The organism is Kaistella yananensis (assembly GCF_026107505.2).
Classification (GTDB): Bacteria; Bacteroidota; Bacteroidia; order Flavobacteriales; family Weeksellaceae; genus Kaistella; species Kaistella yananensis.
On sequence record NZ_JAPCHZ010000006.1, the window covers coordinates 243,050 to 256,945 of the forward strand.

A 13,896-nucleotide genomic window follows, 5' to 3' on the forward strand; every position below is an offset into this window, starting at 1 on the left:
CGGTTAGGCAAGACTTACTCTTACAAAACCTACCACTTTTAAATCTCCGTTTACAGATTTTACGTAATCAGCTACAGAAACACCGCTGTCTTTAATGAAAGCCTGGTGAACCAAAGTGTTGTCTTTGTAGAATTTCTGCATTTTACCTTTAAGGATATTATCGATGATGTTTGCAGGTTTACCTTCTTTAGTTAAGATTTCTCTTTCGATATCAAGCTCTCTGTCGATAACTTCCTGAGAAACCATCGTTTCATCAAGTGCAATTGGGTTCATTGCAGCAACCTGCATTGATACAGCTTTTGCAGCTTCAGAGGCCCCGTCAACATCAGCAGAAAGTGAAGTGATGGCAGCAATTTTGTTTCCTGCGTGGATGTATGCTCCCAAGAATGGACCTTCGATTGTTTCGAAAGAACCAATCTCAATTTTTTCGCCGATAACACCAGTTTGCTCGATTAGTTTTTCAGCAACAGTAGTTCCCTGGAAATCTGAAGCTAAAAATTCTTCTTTTGTTTTTCCTAATGCAAGTTCAGCAAGCTCGTGAGCCAACTTTACGAAATCGTCATTTTTTGCAACGAAGTCTGTTTCGCAGTTTAACGCTATAATTACTCCCGCAGTATTGTCTGCATTTACTTTAGCGATAACAGCACCTTCCGTAGATTCTCTATCGGCTCGGTTTGCAGCAACTTTCTGGCCTTTTTTTCTAAGAATTTCAATCGCTTTATCGAAATCTCCTTCAGCTTCAACCAAGGCTTTTTTGCAGTCCATCATTCCTGCTCCTGTAATGTTTCTTAATTTGGCTACGTCTGCAGCAACGGGTGTATACATAAAATTTATTTTTTATATTAAAAATTGATTAGTTTAGCTTTAATTTTAAGCGTTGCAAAGATAATAAATTTCATGCAAACTAAAAAGAACAATTCTTCGTTATTAGTAAAATTTAAACTTCTATAAATCATCGTATTAATGAAAAGATATCTATATATTCTCGTTTTTTTTATTCCGTTTTTTTCTACGGCGCAGTCTAAATACACTGCTGCACAGGTAGAGAAAAGCACAGATCCGCAGGTGATTGCTAATTTTATTAAGTATAACCCTACTCATCCTAAAACTCCGGAATTCAAACGCAAACTTCTTGCAGTAATCAACGGTGATAAAGCACCGGCTGAAAGAGCTAATGTTGCTAAACCCAGCGTTAAGCCCATCAGTACAAGTAAGTTAAAAACGGAGATTAAAAGAGATGTAGCAAGAAGCGGTGGCGTTAGTGAGAAAAATAAACGAACGGCTGAGTTGTTAACCCACATGTTCAATACTGATCCTACAAGCAAAAATGCATACATACAGATCATAAACAAATCGAAATGCAATCTCATCGTAAAAATCAGCGGAAGAAAGTTTTATAATCTTGATGTACCGGCCCACAACCAGAATTTTTTACTCATTGATAAAGGAAATTATACGATTACCACTTCAGTGTGCGACGCTAAATATTCGTCGGTTAAAAACATCAATAAAGATATTGTAGTTACGCTGAATGCTCCAAAATAATTGGATTATTTTCTGAAGACGTGAAAATCTTTGGTCAGCTCGAGGTAGCTATCACTGTATTTTCTTGGTGATTTTTCGATGACGAATTCGGTTTCGATTACTTTTCCGGCGTTTAATCCAAACTCCAGAATCAGTCTTTTGGGAGTAGCGGTTTTTATTCCAGAAATGGTAATCTTTTTTGTTGGGAAGAGGTTGTGTTCTCTGCAGATTCTTTCAAAATCATGTCCGGAATTAAACGGGATAATGACCGATAAAATTCCTTTTCCGGAAAGACTTTTTGAGGCGTTTCGGATTAAATCAACAAAAGAAAGTTCTGTTTGTTGCCTGGCCAAAATATCTTTTTCTGAAGAATTTTCTTCGAAATACGGTGGATTGGAAACGATTAAATCAAATTTCTCCTCCGTTTTGATTTGCTTGAAATCCTGCAAAATAGCTTTTAATCGGTCGCGGTATGGCGAATTCCTGAAATTTTCTGAGGCGAGAGTTACGGCTTCTTCATTGATGTCGATGGCAGTTATAAAGGCTTTTGGATTTCGCTGCGCGATCATTAAAGCAATTAATCCTGTGCCTGTGCCTATTTCTAAAATGTTTTCAGCCTTTTCAACCGTTGCCCAGGCGCCAAGCAAAACTCCGTCAGTTCCTACACGGAAGACTTTTGCTGATTGATTAACAGTGAATTTTTGGAAGTGAAAAGTTTTCATTAAATAAGAAAATCTACATATTTGTAGGCAAAGAAATGGTAAATGTAGAACCTTTACCGACCTCAGATTTTACTGAAATTTGGCCTTTGTAATCTTCTACCATTTTTCTTACCATGGTTAAACCGAGACCGGTTCCACTTGTTTTTGAAGTGAAATTAGGCTCGAAAATCCTGTCGTAAAGATCCTCGGGAATTCCTGTTCCGTTATCATCCACGGTAATAATAACTCTTTTTTGGCGCTGTTCCACGTCAAGATTAATGATATTGTCGCGGTCGTCGTGTTTCGCCTGGCGGGCATTTGCCACCAAATTGGTAATGATTCTGGAGAGATAAATTTTGTCCATTTCAACCATAATAATATCTCTGTTGGAATGGAAATAAATTTTTTCGTCGCTGAAAACATTAATGATGTTCTTAATTTCTTTATTCAGATCGAATATTTCGTTGTTTTTTTCAGGGAGTTGTGCAAACTGAGAAAAAGCACTTGCAACGGTGGCTACCAGATCAATCTGGTCTACCAATGTGCGGCTTAAATGTTTTACTTTGTCGCGGATATCGGGATCTGCCGGATCAAATTTTCTTTCGAAGTTTTGTATGGTGAGTTTCATCGGGGTAAGCGGGTTTTTAACTTCGTGTGCTACCTGCTTTGCCATTTCGCGCCAGGCTTCTTCTTTTTCCTTAAAACTGAGGCGCTGTTTCTGTTCCTGAATCTGGAGAATCATTTTGTTGTAAGCTTTCACCAGCTGGTTCAGTTCGTCGTTATGATAATATTTAATGGGTTTTGGATCATCTTCAAACAGCGTAATCTGGTTGATTTTGTCTGAAAACTTTGTAACGGCGCGCGTAAGGTTATTCGAGATAATCCAGCTGAGCCAAACGGAGATGGCGATGATGAAAAGATTGACAATAATAATGTAATTTACATATTTGTTGAAAACACTGAAGTAAACACCGTCGTTATGATAAAAAGGAAAAAATACAATACCGATAGGCTCCAGCATATTATTCTTCAAAATCATATATGAGGAAGAAACATTGGCCCCTATTTTTTTATCGTAAGTCTGAAAATCTACTCTGGTATCGCTTTTAAGTACGCGGTTTATTACTTCGAGCGGAATTTCTTTCTGCGCGATAAGATTAATGTCCTTATTGGAAATCAAAAATTTACCTGATAAGTCATAAATGATGATATCCTGGTTATTGATGTCGGCAATTTCGAAAATGTCATTGGCTAAAATCTTTGGTAAATCGTTGGTTTCAACCTGCGTATGGCTTACTGAATAATCGAGTGCCGACATCAGGGCTTCAGATTTTTTCTGAAGATCTGTACGGCTTTGTGCTACTGCATTGTTGCGTAAAATAAAATAGGAAAGGGTAGAGGAACTTGCGATACTGAGTAAACAGATCAGCAAGAATCCCCAGAAAACTTTATTTCTTAAGCTATAACCTTTATATTTAGAGAAGGGCATTTTTTTTCATCAGTTTCGTTACATATTTTCCTATAATGTCGAATTCCAGATTTACCACATCTCCGGGCTTTAGATTCTTCATATTGGTGAATTCCCACGTGTAAGGAATAATGGCCACCGAAAACCTGCCCGAATCGCTGGAAGCAACTGTTAAACTGATGCCGTTCACCGTAATAGATCCCTGGGGAACAGTAACATAATCATCGGTTTCGTCGTACTGAATGGTGATAAAAAAACTACCGTCTTTGTCTTCAATTTTTTCAACGGTTCCGGTTTTATCTACATGACCCTGAACAATGTGGCCATCCAGTCTTCCATCCCACTTCAAACAGCGTTCCAAATTTACTTCGGATCCTATATTCCATTTTCCGAGATTGGTTTTTTCCAGGGTTTCGGCAATGGCAGTAACGGTGTAACTTCTATCGTTGATTTCTACCACGGTAAGGCAGCAGCCATTATGTGCCAAACTTTGGTCAATCTTTAATTCCTGAGTAAAGGGACAGGTGAGTGTAAAATTAATATTATCTCCGCTGTGTTCAATTTTTTCAAGTGTTGCGGTAGCTTCGATGATTCCTGTGAACATAAGATCGTTTTTTTTTGGTAAAGAAAAATTTAGTTTCAAATAAGTACAGAATAGTTATTTCTAAATTGCTAAATTTGTGAAATTCTATTAATCTTCAAAGATAAATTAAAAATGAGTGCTAAACACCATAAAGTAAGGGTAGGAATTTCAATCGGGGATTTCAACGGGATAGGCCCGGAAATCATTATGAAATCACTGAAAGACAAAGCGATTACCGAATTTTTTACGCCCATCATTTTTGGTTCCGGGAAACTGTTTACTTATCAGAAAAACATTTTTAAGCTTCAGCACAATTTTAATTATATCACCGAGGCCACTCAGGCGGTGGGCGATAAGATTAATATGGTGAATCTTATCAAAGAAAATGTAAATGTAGACTTAGGAAAACCTACGGAAGAATCGACCAAAATGGCAATTGATTCGCTGCAGGCGGCAACAGAAGCATTAATGAAAGGTGAAATAGATGTTTTAGTCACTGCGCCCATTAATAAAGATGAAATGATGAAACATGGTTTTGCGCATGCAGGACACACCGGTTATCTTGAAGAAAAATTTGGTAAAAAAGGATTGATGTTTTTAGTGACCGATGATCTGAAGGTAGCAGTATCTACCCACCACATACCGATTGCTCAGGTTGCCGAAAGCATTTCAAAAGAAAAAATAAAGAAGCAGATTAAAATGCTGAATCAGTGTCTTATTGAAGATTTCCAGATTCCGCGGCCTAAAATTGCAGTGTTGGGCTTAAATCCACATTCCGGCGACGGTGGTGTGATTGGTAAGGAAGAAATTGAAATTATTTCACCTGCCATTAAAGAGCTTTTCGATAACGGGGTTTTAACGTTCGGGCCATTTCCGGCCGACAGTTTTTTTCAACCCGTGAAGTACAAAAATTTCGATGCAGTTTTAGCGATGTATCACGACCAGGGTCTGGCACCCTTTAAAACATTGGCTTATGAAGAGGGAGTAAATTATACCGCCGGATTGCCCTTCATCCGAACATCTCCGGATCACGGCGTAGCCTATGATATTGCAGGACAGAATATTGCCGATGAAACGAGTTTTACCGAAGCAATTTTCACTGCGATAAAGATTTTTAAAAACCGAAAAGAGTATAATGATTTAATGACCAACCGTATGCAGCCACGTAAAAATGCTGCAGCAAATGGCGTAGACGAGGATTTGCCACAGGAAAAACACAGTTAAAGTTTTTAAAATTGTTTTTCTTAAATAATTGTTTTGAAAATTATTTGTAATATTAAAAAATTTGCATATTTTTGCACACTCATTTTATGGACAGGTTAAGAAACTACGACATCGTGTTTTCGGGTCAAAAAAACGGCAAACACGAATTCCAATTTGAGATAGATAAAACGTTCTTTCAACTTTTCGATACTGAACAGGAATTTACAGAACCTAAAATCGTGGTTGATGTTTTAATGGATAAGCATACCACATTTTTAGAGGTAAATATCAAAACTTCCGGAATGGTAAATTTAGTTTGTGATATCACCAACGAAAATTTCGACCATCCGATAGAAAATGAATTAGCTGTTCTGGTAAAATTCGGTGCAGAATATGATGATAGCGAAGAAGATGTGATTACCATTCCGATGACCGATCACGCATTCAATGTGGCGCAGTTAATCTACGAAGTAGTAATGCTTGCAATACCGATGAAGAAAATTTCGCCGAATGTTTCTGATGAAGATTTGGAAATTCTCGAAAAATTCAGTCCGAAAGACGAAGTAGATGAAGAACCGGAAAGCGATCCCCGTTGGGAAGCTTTGAAAAAGTTAAAAGATAAAAATTAAATAGTTTAAAATGATGAGAAGTGAGCAATCAACTACTCATCGCTCATCAAACAAAATTATAAGAAATGGCACATCCAAAGAGAAGACAATCGTCAACAAGAAGAGATAAGAGAAGAACACACTACAAAGCAAGTGTTCCTCAATTGGCAAAAGATGCAACTTCAGGAGAAATGCACCTTTACCACAGAGCGCATTGGTTTGAAGGAAAAATGTACTACAGAGGTAGGGTAGTAATGGAAAAAACAGTAGAAACTACAGAAGAAAATTAAGACAAAAAATCTTAAAAAACTTCAATTTTATACTAAAACCACTCAATTTTTTCAATTTTGAGTGGTTTTTTGTTGTTTTTTGCTGTTTTTTAGTATCTTTGGCATAACAAACAAATATCAAATATAATGGACATTAAAGACATACAAAATCTGATCAAATTTGTGTCTAAAGCAGAAGTTTCTGAAGTAAAATACAAAACAAAAGATTTCGAAATCACGATCAAGACTCCACTCGGAGGGAGCGAGGTAAGCTATATGCAGCAACCGGCTGTTTATCATACTGCGCCACAGCAAGCTGCACCTGCTGCTGCACAAGGATCTGCACCTGTTGCGAACACACCAGCTGCTGACGCTGTTTCGGATGACAGTAAATTTGTAACCATTAAATCCCCAATGATCGGTACCTTCTACAGAAAACCATCACCGGATAAAGATGTTTTTGTAAATGTTGGCGACGAGGTTTCTAACGGTAAAGTTGTCTGCGTAATCGAAGCCATGAAATTATTCAACCAGATTGAATCTGAGGTTTCAGGAAAAATCGTGAAGATTTTGGTAGATGATGCTTCGCCTGTTGAATATGACCAGCCTTTATTCTTAGTTGATCCTTCTTAAGAAATTTTAAATTATAGATTATAGATTTTAAATGGAGCTCATTTAAAAATAATTTAAAATTCAAAATTCAAAATTTAAAATTTCAAGTACGATGTTCAAAAAAATATTAATTGCCAACAGAGGCGAAATTGCAATGCGTATTCTGCGTACCTGCAAAGAAATGGGAATCAAAACTGTGGCAGTTTATTCTACTGCGGATAAAGACAGCCTGCACGTTAGGTTTGCTGATGAAGCAGTTTGCATCGGCCCTCCGATGAGCAAAGATTCTTACCTTAAAATTTCAAACATCATTGCGGCAGCAGAAATTACCAATGCCGATGCGATACACCCGGGATACGGATTTTTATCAGAAAATTCTAATTTCTCCAGAATCTGTCAGGAAAACGGCATTAAATTTATTGGTGCAACTCCCGAACAGATCGACAGAATGGGAGACAAAGCAAATGCTAAAGCTACCATGAAAGAAGCAGGAGTTCCATGTGTACCCGGTTCTGAAGGCTTAATCGACGGTTATGAAACCGCTGCAAAACTTGCTGCCGAAATCGGTTACCCTGTGATGATTAAGGCTACCGCCGGAGGTGGAGGAAAAGGAATGAGAGCGGTTTGGAAAGCTGAAGATTTGCAGGAACATTGGGATTCTGCAGTTCAGGAAGCTACTGCGGCATTCGGAAATGGTGGAATGTACATGGAGAAACTCATTGTTGAGCCACGACATATCGAAATTCAAATTGCCGGTGACCAATACGGAAAAGCCTGTCACCTTTCAGAGAGAGACTGTTCTGTACAAAGAAGAAATCAGAAGTTAACTGAAGAAACTCCTTCTCCGTTTATGACCGATGAACTTCGTGAAGAAATGGGTAAAGCTGCAGTAAAAGCTGCGGAATATATCAAGTACGAAGGTGTGGGAACTATTGAGTTTTTGGTGGACAAGGATCGCAAATTCTATTTTATGGAGATGAATACCCGAATTCAGGTAGAGCATCCTATTACAGAGCAGGTGGTGGATTACGATCTTATCCGGGAGCAGATTCTTTTAGCCTCAGGAACGCCAATATCAGGGATCAATTATTATCCGAAACTTCACTCAATTGAATGTAGAATTAATGCAGAAGATCCTTTTAACGATTTCCGTCCTTCTCCGGGAAAAATTACCGAGCTGAATATTCCAGGCGGTCATGGAATTCGTGTTGATACCCATGTGTACTCAGGTTATACAATTCCTTCTAATTACGATTCGATGATCGCAAAGTTAATCACTACAGCACAAACACGCGATGAGGCCATCGCAAAGATGAAGCGTGCCTTAGAAGAGTTTTATATAGAAGGCGTAAAAACTACGATTCCTTTCCACAGACAATTGATGGAAGATGAAAACTATCTTGCCGGAAATTACACCACAAAATTCATGGAAGATTTTGTGATGGATCAGAAATTTAATTACTAAAATCTTTATTAGAAGTGAATATCAACCGGCAGTAAATTGCCGGTTTTTTTTTGGAATGATTAAGCGGCTTTTCCCCATGCTTTTCTTAATTAAGACCTGATTTTGCTGCTTTTAGTTTAGCTGCAAACGCTTCAACAGATCAAAATAAATGCGTATTTTTGTGTTCACTTAAAACCACATCAGCATGCATACAGTAAACAAAACATCCTCTTACTTTATAGAACTCGAAGAAAAATATGGTGCCCACAATTATCACCCACTTCCGGTGGTTTTGCAGAAAGGAAAAGGTGTATTTGTATGGGATGTAGAAGGTAGAAAATATTATGATTTTCTTTCAGCATATTCTGCTGTAAACCAAGGACATTCGCATCCGAAAATTGTTGATGCTTTGGTGAATCAGGCGCAGAAGTTGGCCTTAACGTCCCGTGCATTTTATAATGCCAACTTAGGCGAGTACGAGAAAAAAATTACCGAACTTTTCGGGTTTGATAAAGTTTTACCAATGAACTCCGGTGCTGAAGCCGTAGAAACCGCGGTAAAACTCGCCCGGAAGTGGAGCTACGAAGTGAAGGGAATTTCAGAAAATGCAGCAAAAATTGTTGTTTGCGAAAATAATTTCCACGGAAGAACAACCACAATCGTTTCTTTTTCCAACGATCCCGATGCCAACAGAAATTACGGGCCATTTACACCTGGATTTATAAAAATCCCATACAATGATCTTGGAGCTTTAGAAGAAACTTTAAAAAACGATTCAGCCCATATCGCTGCGTTTTTGGTTGAGCCCATCCAGGGTGAAGCTGGAGTTTATGTGCCGGATGAAGGCTTCTTAAAAGGAGCTTCGGAACTTTGTGAAAAGTATAATGTTCTTTTTATTGCCGATGAAGTACAGACAGGGATTGCCAGAACCGGAAAACTCATCGCATGTCACCATGAGGATGTTCAGCCTGATATTCTGATTTTAGGTAAAGCGCTTTCCGGTGGAATGTATCCGGTATCTGCGGTTTTGGCCAATGATGAAATTATGAATGTAATTAAACCGGGGCAGCATGGTTCAACTTTCGGAGGAAATCCGATTGCCTGTGCGGTTGCAGTCGCTGCTTTGGATGTTGTGGAAGAAGAAAACCTTTCAGAAAGAGCCGAAAAACTCGGGCAGCTTTTCCGAAATGAAATTCAGAAATTAATCGAAAAGACTGATCTTATCAAAGGTGTGCGCGGGAAAGGTCTTTTAAATGCGATTCTCATCAACGATACTCCGGAAAGCAAAACCGCCTGGAATCTTTGTCTTTCGCTGCGTGATAACGGTCTTTTGGCCAAACCAACTCATGGAAACATCATCCGTTTGGCACCGCCTTTGGTAATAACCGAAAAAGAGATTTTGGATTGCGTATCGATTATCGAAAAAACAGTTTTAGAATTTAAGAAAGATTAAAGGTTGAGTTTTATAGAACATATCAGCGGTTTAATTATCACTTTTAATGAAGAAAAAAACATTCAGGAAGTTCTGGATTGTTTTGATTTTTGTGAGGAAATTATTGTTGTCGATTCTTTCAGTTCTGATAACACTGTTGAAATTGCTTCCCGGAATCCAAAAGTGAAAATTATTCAACATAGATTTGAAGACTTCACTAAGCAAAGGAATATTGCACTGGATGCAGCAAAAAATGACTGGGTTCTTTTTCTTGACGCAGATGAACGGATTACACCTGAGCTGCGTGCAGAAATCATCAGTGAAATGAATGCTGACGAAAAAAAAGATGCCTATTATTTTTACCGAAAATTCTATTTCGCAGGCAAACCAATACATTTTTCGGGAACGCAGACCGATAAGAATTTCCGGCTTTTCCGGAAAAGCAAATGCAGGTATATCGCTGAAAAAAAGGTTCATGAAACGCTGCAGGTTAATGGCAAAATTGGTGAACTGCGAAATAAACTTCTGCACTATTCTGTGAATGATTATGAATCATACCGAAAGAAAATGATACATTATGGGTTTTTAAAAGGAAAAGAACTTTTTGCCAAAGGAAAAAAATTCAATGTTTTAATGCAGTATTTAAAAGCCGCTTTTAAATTTTTCAAAACTTATATATTGCGACTTGGGTTTTTAGATGGGAAGGAAGGTTTTCAGCTTTCGTCGCTGCAGACTTTAAGTGTTTTTGAAACCTACGAATATTTAAAAAAAGAAGAGAAAAAGAAGTAAACAAAGCGTAATAAAACGAAAAAATGAGTGTAAAATATCAGTATTTTTATATACTTTCGTTATTGTAGTTTACTGAACCGAAATTATCTATGAGAATCTGTGTTATCAGTTTTGATTTTTGGAATTACGACGCTCATATTGTAGATGAACTGCGCAAAAAGGGCGTTGATGCACACCACATCAATATTGGCGCTTATCGACACCGTAATTTTCCTGCAAGACTAAAGAATACTTTTTCTAAAATTATTCTTCAACGCAATCTTAAGAACGAGATGCGCCAGAAGATGATTCTTGATGAACTCGGAAAGTTGGGTAAACAGGACCAGATCCTTGTAATTAATCCGGAACTTATTGAACGCAGATATCACGAAGAAATCAAGAAGTTCACCAATAAATATATCGCTTACCTCTACGACAGTTTAGCGCGTTGCCCCGCCGATCATCTTGTAGATTTGTTTGATGAGATTTTCAGTTTCGATAAAAATGATGCCCAGCGACATCATTTTAAGCTCATCACCAATTATAATTATTTATCCGAAATCAAAATTCAGGAAAAGGCGATATATGACCTGGTTTATTTGGCTTCTTTTGATAACCGTATTTTTCTGCTTTCAAAAATCATCAAGAAATTACAGGATTTAAAACTCTCGTGCCATGTTGTAATCGTAGGCAAAAAGACATGGAAGAAGAACCTCAATCTGCAGATCAATCCATCAATCACTTATACAAGAAAAAGGATTAAACATTCAGAGATTCCCGGCTATTACAGTAAGGGAAGAGTATTGCTCGATTTAACCCGCGATAACCAAACCGGTTTAAGTTTCAGGATTTTTGAATCCATGGCGCTGAAAAAGAAAATCATAACCAATAATCCGACAGTTAAGGATTATGATTTTTACAATAGTGAAAATATTCTGATTATCGATGAGGATTTGTCGAACTTCTCTACCGCCTTTTTCGAGACTCCTTATCAGGATTTGCCACCGGATATTTACCGTAAATATACCCTCGAAAATTGGGTGGAAACTGTTTTTAATTTATGAAAACATCGGTTGCACTTTGTACGTATAACGGGGAAAAATTCATTCGTCAGCAGACAGATTCGATTCTGGATCAGACTAAAAAAGTTGACGAAATAGTTGTGTGCGACGATGGCTCCACAGATTCTACCGTTTCTATTTTAAACTCTTATAAAGAAAAGTATCCGGAATTATTTAAAATTTACATCAACGGGGAAAATCTTCGGAGTGTAAAAAATTTTGAGAAAGCGATTTCACTTTGTCAGAACGAAATTATTTTTCTGTGTGATCAGGATGATGTTTGGATGGAGAATAAAGTTGCTAATTACTGTGATTTTTTTCAAAAGAACCCCAATATTGCGGTTCTGTGTTCAAATGGATTAGGTATTGATGACGATGGTGAGGAATTAGAGAAAATTAGTTTTTGGGATGCTCCTGAAATGCTAAGTAATAAAGGTTTAGAACCTGATTTTTTTGAAATTACAGCTTTTCTGCGGAATATTGTAACGGGAGCAACTGTGGCCATAAGAAAAGAGTTTCGGCCCCAAATTTTGCCTTTTCCAAGTGTTGAAAGTTTTCATCACGACGAATGGATTGCGCTGATTGCCTCAAAACAAAAAAAGCTTCATTTTTTATCTGAAAAATATATCAAATATCGTCTGCACGCAAACCAAACTGTAGGAGGTGTCTTTCTGCCACAAGGAACTGAATCAGAAAATTATCTTTTAAACTATTTTTCATTTAACAGTTTTAATGCTAATTTTAAAACGTACAGAAAAATTTTGCGCAGCCTCAGAAGTGCAAACGCAAAATATTTAAAGCTGAAGGAGACAAGCGCTACTCAGAAGGAATTAATCGAAGAAGTTTTGAAGTTAAGTGCTGAAAAGTACCAGAATCTGAAAACTAAATTAAGAAAGGAGTTTCCTTTACAATCTTTATTTTTAAAATAGACATGCAAGAAAATCATTTTGGAGTTAATATTTCCGGTTATATAAACAAGCAATTCGGTCTTGGTGAAGGAGTTCGGTCAAATATCCGTTCTATAAAAACTACAGATGTTCCTTTTGTTCTGAATGATTTTAATACAAAGATTTCTAAATATATCAGGGATGAGCAAATTGAAGTAGTCAGCGAAGATAATCCTTATGACATCAATTTAATTCAGATTAATATTGATAAGCTGATGGATGTAATTGACCAAACGGATAATAGATATTTTCAGGGGAAATATAATATTGGTTTTTGGGCTTGGGAACTCGAAAATTTTCCTGAAGAATCTAAAGTGTTTTTTGACCTTTTTAACGAGATTTGGGTGCCCAGTAATTTCTGTACAGAAGCTATCTCTAAATTGTCGCCGGTTCCTGTGCTTAAGTTCATGCATTCCATCGAAATTGAAACCCCTGCTTTCACCCGAGCAGAATTTAATCTTCCCGAGGATAAATTCATTTTCTTTACGATGTTCGATTATTACAGTTCGATAAACCGTAAAAATTCCATTGGAGCTATCGACGCTTACGAAAAAGCATTTGGCAAAAATAATGAGCAAGTTGTATTGGTTATAAAATCTTCATTAAGTAACGAATTTCCCAGAGAAAAGAAAATGTTGGTTGATAGAATTGGAAATAACAGCAGCATTATTTTGATAGAAGAAATTTTAGAACGAGACCGGCTTTTTGGCTTAATGAACTGCTGTAACTCTTTTGTTTCGCTTCATAGGTCTGAAGGATTTGGACTTACGATGGCAGAGGCAATGTATCTCGGAAAGCCAGTTATCGCCACTGGGTATTCTGCAAATACGGAGTTTATGAACCTGAATAACTCCTTTCTTATAAAATATGATCTTATTAAAACGGGTAAGTTATATTATTTTAGTACAGACAAAGATTTTTGGGCAGATCCCGACCTTTCACATGCAGCTGAAATGATGAAATATGTTTATGAAAATCCTAAAACTGCTCAGGATGTTGCTCAAAGAGGACAATCCGATGTAAAGAAAAATCTTTCGCCACAATTAATTGGCAGTAAGATAAAAAACAGATTGGAAATTATTCAAACCGAGTTGATTCCAAAAATGAATGTAAAAACTACATCTTCGGAAGCATTACTTTTATTGGAAACAAAAATTCAGCAACAGAAAATAAATAAATTACGCCAGCTTTGGTATGTGAAATTTAAAGAAAAGTTTGTAAAACTTCAAAATAAGTTTACCGGCAAGGAGCGAAAGTATATTTGGGAGGATTGAGT

General features: G+C 37.2%; 15 protein-coding genes. 11 read left to right on the forward strand and 4 right to left on the reverse strand.

The features are described from left to right. Window positions 1-3: 3 nt before the first annotated feature. The gene (gene tsf / locus OK344_RS12465; protein WP_265145084.1) at window positions 4-825 is read right to left on the reverse strand and encodes a translation elongation factor Ts; all 822 of its coding nucleotides are present in this window, start codon (window positions 823-825) and stop codon (window positions 4-6) included. 138 nt (window positions 826-963) lie between these two features. Here tsf and OK344_RS12470 point away from each other — a divergent pair, with 138 nt between their 5' ends. Continuing rightward, window positions 964-1,545: a DUF6759 domain-containing protein gene (locus OK344_RS12470; RefSeq protein WP_265145085.1), complete on the forward strand. Its 582-nt coding sequence runs from the start codon at window positions 964-966 to the stop codon at window positions 1,543-1,545. 5 nt (window positions 1,546-1,550) lie between these two features. Here the strand turns inward: OK344_RS12470 and OK344_RS12475 are convergent, their stop codons facing one another. From OK344_RS12475 to OK344_RS12485, 3 genes are read right to left on the reverse strand one after another with little or no spacing between them, the layout of a single operon-like run. Next, on the reverse strand, window positions 1,551-2,246 hold the full coding sequence (locus OK344_RS12475; protein ID WP_265145086.1) for a tRNA1(Val) (adenine(37)-N6)-methyltransferase: 696 nt from the start codon (window positions 2,244-2,246) through the stop codon (window positions 1,551-1,553). A 13-nt stretch (window positions 2,247-2,259) separates the two neighbouring features. Further along, window positions 2,260-3,714, reverse strand: coding sequence for a sensor histidine kinase (locus tag OK344_RS12480; protein ID WP_265145087.1), 1,455 nt, complete (start codon window positions 3,712-3,714; stop codon window positions 2,260-2,262). After that, a complete protein-coding gene (locus tag OK344_RS12485; protein WP_265145088.1) occupies window positions 3,701-4,297 on the reverse strand; it encodes a riboflavin synthase in 597 nt (198 codons plus the stop codon). Before OK344_RS12485 ends, OK344_RS12480 begins: the two co-directional genes overlap by 14 nt. A gap of 111 nt (window positions 4,298-4,408) precedes the next feature. On the opposite strand from OK344_RS12485, the gene pdxA reads away from it, so the two are divergent. From pdxA to OK344_RS12535, 10 genes are all read left to right on the forward strand, one after another. Further along, entirely contained in the window at window positions 4,409-5,500 is a 1,092-nt protein-coding gene (gene pdxA, locus OK344_RS12490; protein WP_265145089.1) for a 4-hydroxythreonine-4-phosphate dehydrogenase PdxA, read from the forward strand. A gap of 86 nt (window positions 5,501-5,586) precedes the next feature. Continuing rightward, window positions 5,587-6,108: a YceD family protein gene (locus OK344_RS12495; RefSeq protein WP_265145090.1), complete on the forward strand. Its 522-nt coding sequence runs from the start codon at window positions 5,587-5,589 to the stop codon at window positions 6,106-6,108. 65 nt (window positions 6,109-6,173) lie between these two features. Beyond that, window positions 6,174-6,377 carry a 50S ribosomal protein L32 gene (rpmF, locus tag OK344_RS12500; protein WP_265145091.1) on the forward strand — a complete coding sequence of 68 codons (204 nt, stop codon included), beginning with the start codon at window positions 6,174-6,176 and terminating at the stop codon, window positions 6,375-6,377. A 126-nt stretch (window positions 6,378-6,503) separates the two neighbouring features. Continuing rightward, window positions 6,504-6,989, forward strand: a complete 486-nt coding sequence (accB, locus tag OK344_RS12505) for an acetyl-CoA carboxylase biotin carboxyl carrier protein (RefSeq protein WP_265145092.1) — start codon at window positions 6,504-6,506, stop codon at window positions 6,987-6,989. A 91-nt stretch (window positions 6,990-7,080) separates the two neighbouring features. Then, the gene (gene accC, locus OK344_RS12510) at window positions 7,081-8,433 is read left to right on the forward strand and encodes an acetyl-CoA carboxylase biotin carboxylase subunit (protein ID WP_265145093.1); all 1,353 of its coding nucleotides are present in this window, start codon (window positions 7,081-7,083) and stop codon (window positions 8,431-8,433) included. 184 nt (window positions 8,434-8,617) lie between these two features. Beyond that, window positions 8,618-9,865, forward strand: a complete 1,248-nt coding sequence (gene rocD / locus OK344_RS12515; protein WP_265145094.1) for an ornithine--oxo-acid transaminase — start codon at window positions 8,618-8,620, stop codon at window positions 9,863-9,865. A gap of 3 nt (window positions 9,866-9,868) precedes the next feature. Then, a complete protein-coding gene (locus tag OK344_RS12520; protein ID WP_265145095.1) occupies window positions 9,869-10,633 on the forward strand; it encodes a glycosyltransferase family 2 protein in 765 nt (254 codons plus the stop codon). Window positions 10,634-10,722: 89 nt separating this feature from the next. Next, entirely contained in the window at window positions 10,723-11,676 is a 954-nt protein-coding gene (locus OK344_RS12525) for a WaaS/CpsH family glycosyltransferase (RefSeq protein ID WP_265145096.1), read from the forward strand. Continuing rightward, on the forward strand, window positions 11,673-12,602 hold the full coding sequence (locus OK344_RS12530; protein ID WP_265145097.1) for a glycosyltransferase family 2 protein: 930 nt from the start codon (window positions 11,673-11,675) through the stop codon (window positions 12,600-12,602). Before OK344_RS12525 ends, OK344_RS12530 begins: the two co-directional genes overlap by 4 nt. 2 nt (window positions 12,603-12,604) lie before the next feature. Beyond that, on the forward strand, window positions 12,605-13,894 hold the full coding sequence (locus OK344_RS12535; RefSeq protein WP_265145098.1) for a glycosyltransferase: 1,290 nt from the start codon (window positions 12,605-12,607) through the stop codon (window positions 13,892-13,894). The last annotated feature ends 2 nt before the right edge of the window (window positions 13,895-13,896 follow it).

Coding starts and splice junctions, on each gene's coding strand:
- rocD (WP_265145094.1), top strand. CDS start 8,618: ATGCATACAGTAAACAAAACATCCTCTTACTTTATAGAACTCGAAGAA.
- accB (WP_265145092.1), top strand. CDS start 6,504: ATGGACATTAAAGACATACAAAATCTGATCAAATTTGTGTCTAAAGCA.
- OK344_RS12475 (WP_265145086.1), bottom strand. CDS start 2,246: ATGAAAACTTTTCACTTCCAAAAATTCACTGTTAATCAATCAGCAAAA.
- OK344_RS12535 (WP_265145098.1), top strand. CDS start 12,605: ATGCAAGAAAATCATTTTGGAGTTAATATTTCCGGTTATATAAACAAG.
- pdxA (WP_265145089.1), top strand. CDS start 4,409: ATGAGTGCTAAACACCATAAAGTAAGGGTAGGAATTTCAATCGGGGAT.
- rpmF (WP_265145091.1), top strand. CDS start 6,174: ATGGCACATCCAAAGAGAAGACAATCGTCAACAAGAAGAGATAAGAGA.
- OK344_RS12530 (WP_265145097.1), top strand. CDS start 11,673: ATGAAAACATCGGTTGCACTTTGTACGTATAACGGGGAAAAATTCATT.
- OK344_RS12480 (WP_265145087.1), bottom strand. CDS start 3,714: ATGCCCTTCTCTAAATATAAAGGTTATAGCTTAAGAAATAAAGTTTTC.
- tsf (WP_265145084.1), bottom strand. CDS start 825: ATGTATACACCCGTTGCTGCAGACGTAGCCAAATTAAGAAACATTACA.
- OK344_RS12525 (WP_265145096.1), top strand. CDS start 10,723: ATGAGAATCTGTGTTATCAGTTTTGATTTTTGGAATTACGACGCTCAT.
- OK344_RS12485 (WP_265145088.1), bottom strand. CDS start 4,297: ATGTTCACAGGAATCATCGAAGCTACCGCAACACTTGAAAAAATTGAA.
- OK344_RS12470 (WP_265145085.1), top strand. CDS start 964: ATGAAAAGATATCTATATATTCTCGTTTTTTTTATTCCGTTTTTTTCT.
- accC (WP_265145093.1), top strand. CDS start 7,081: ATGTTCAAAAAAATATTAATTGCCAACAGAGGCGAAATTGCAATGCGT.
- OK344_RS12495 (WP_265145090.1), top strand. CDS start 5,587: ATGGACAGGTTAAGAAACTACGACATCGTGTTTTCGGGTCAAAAAAAC.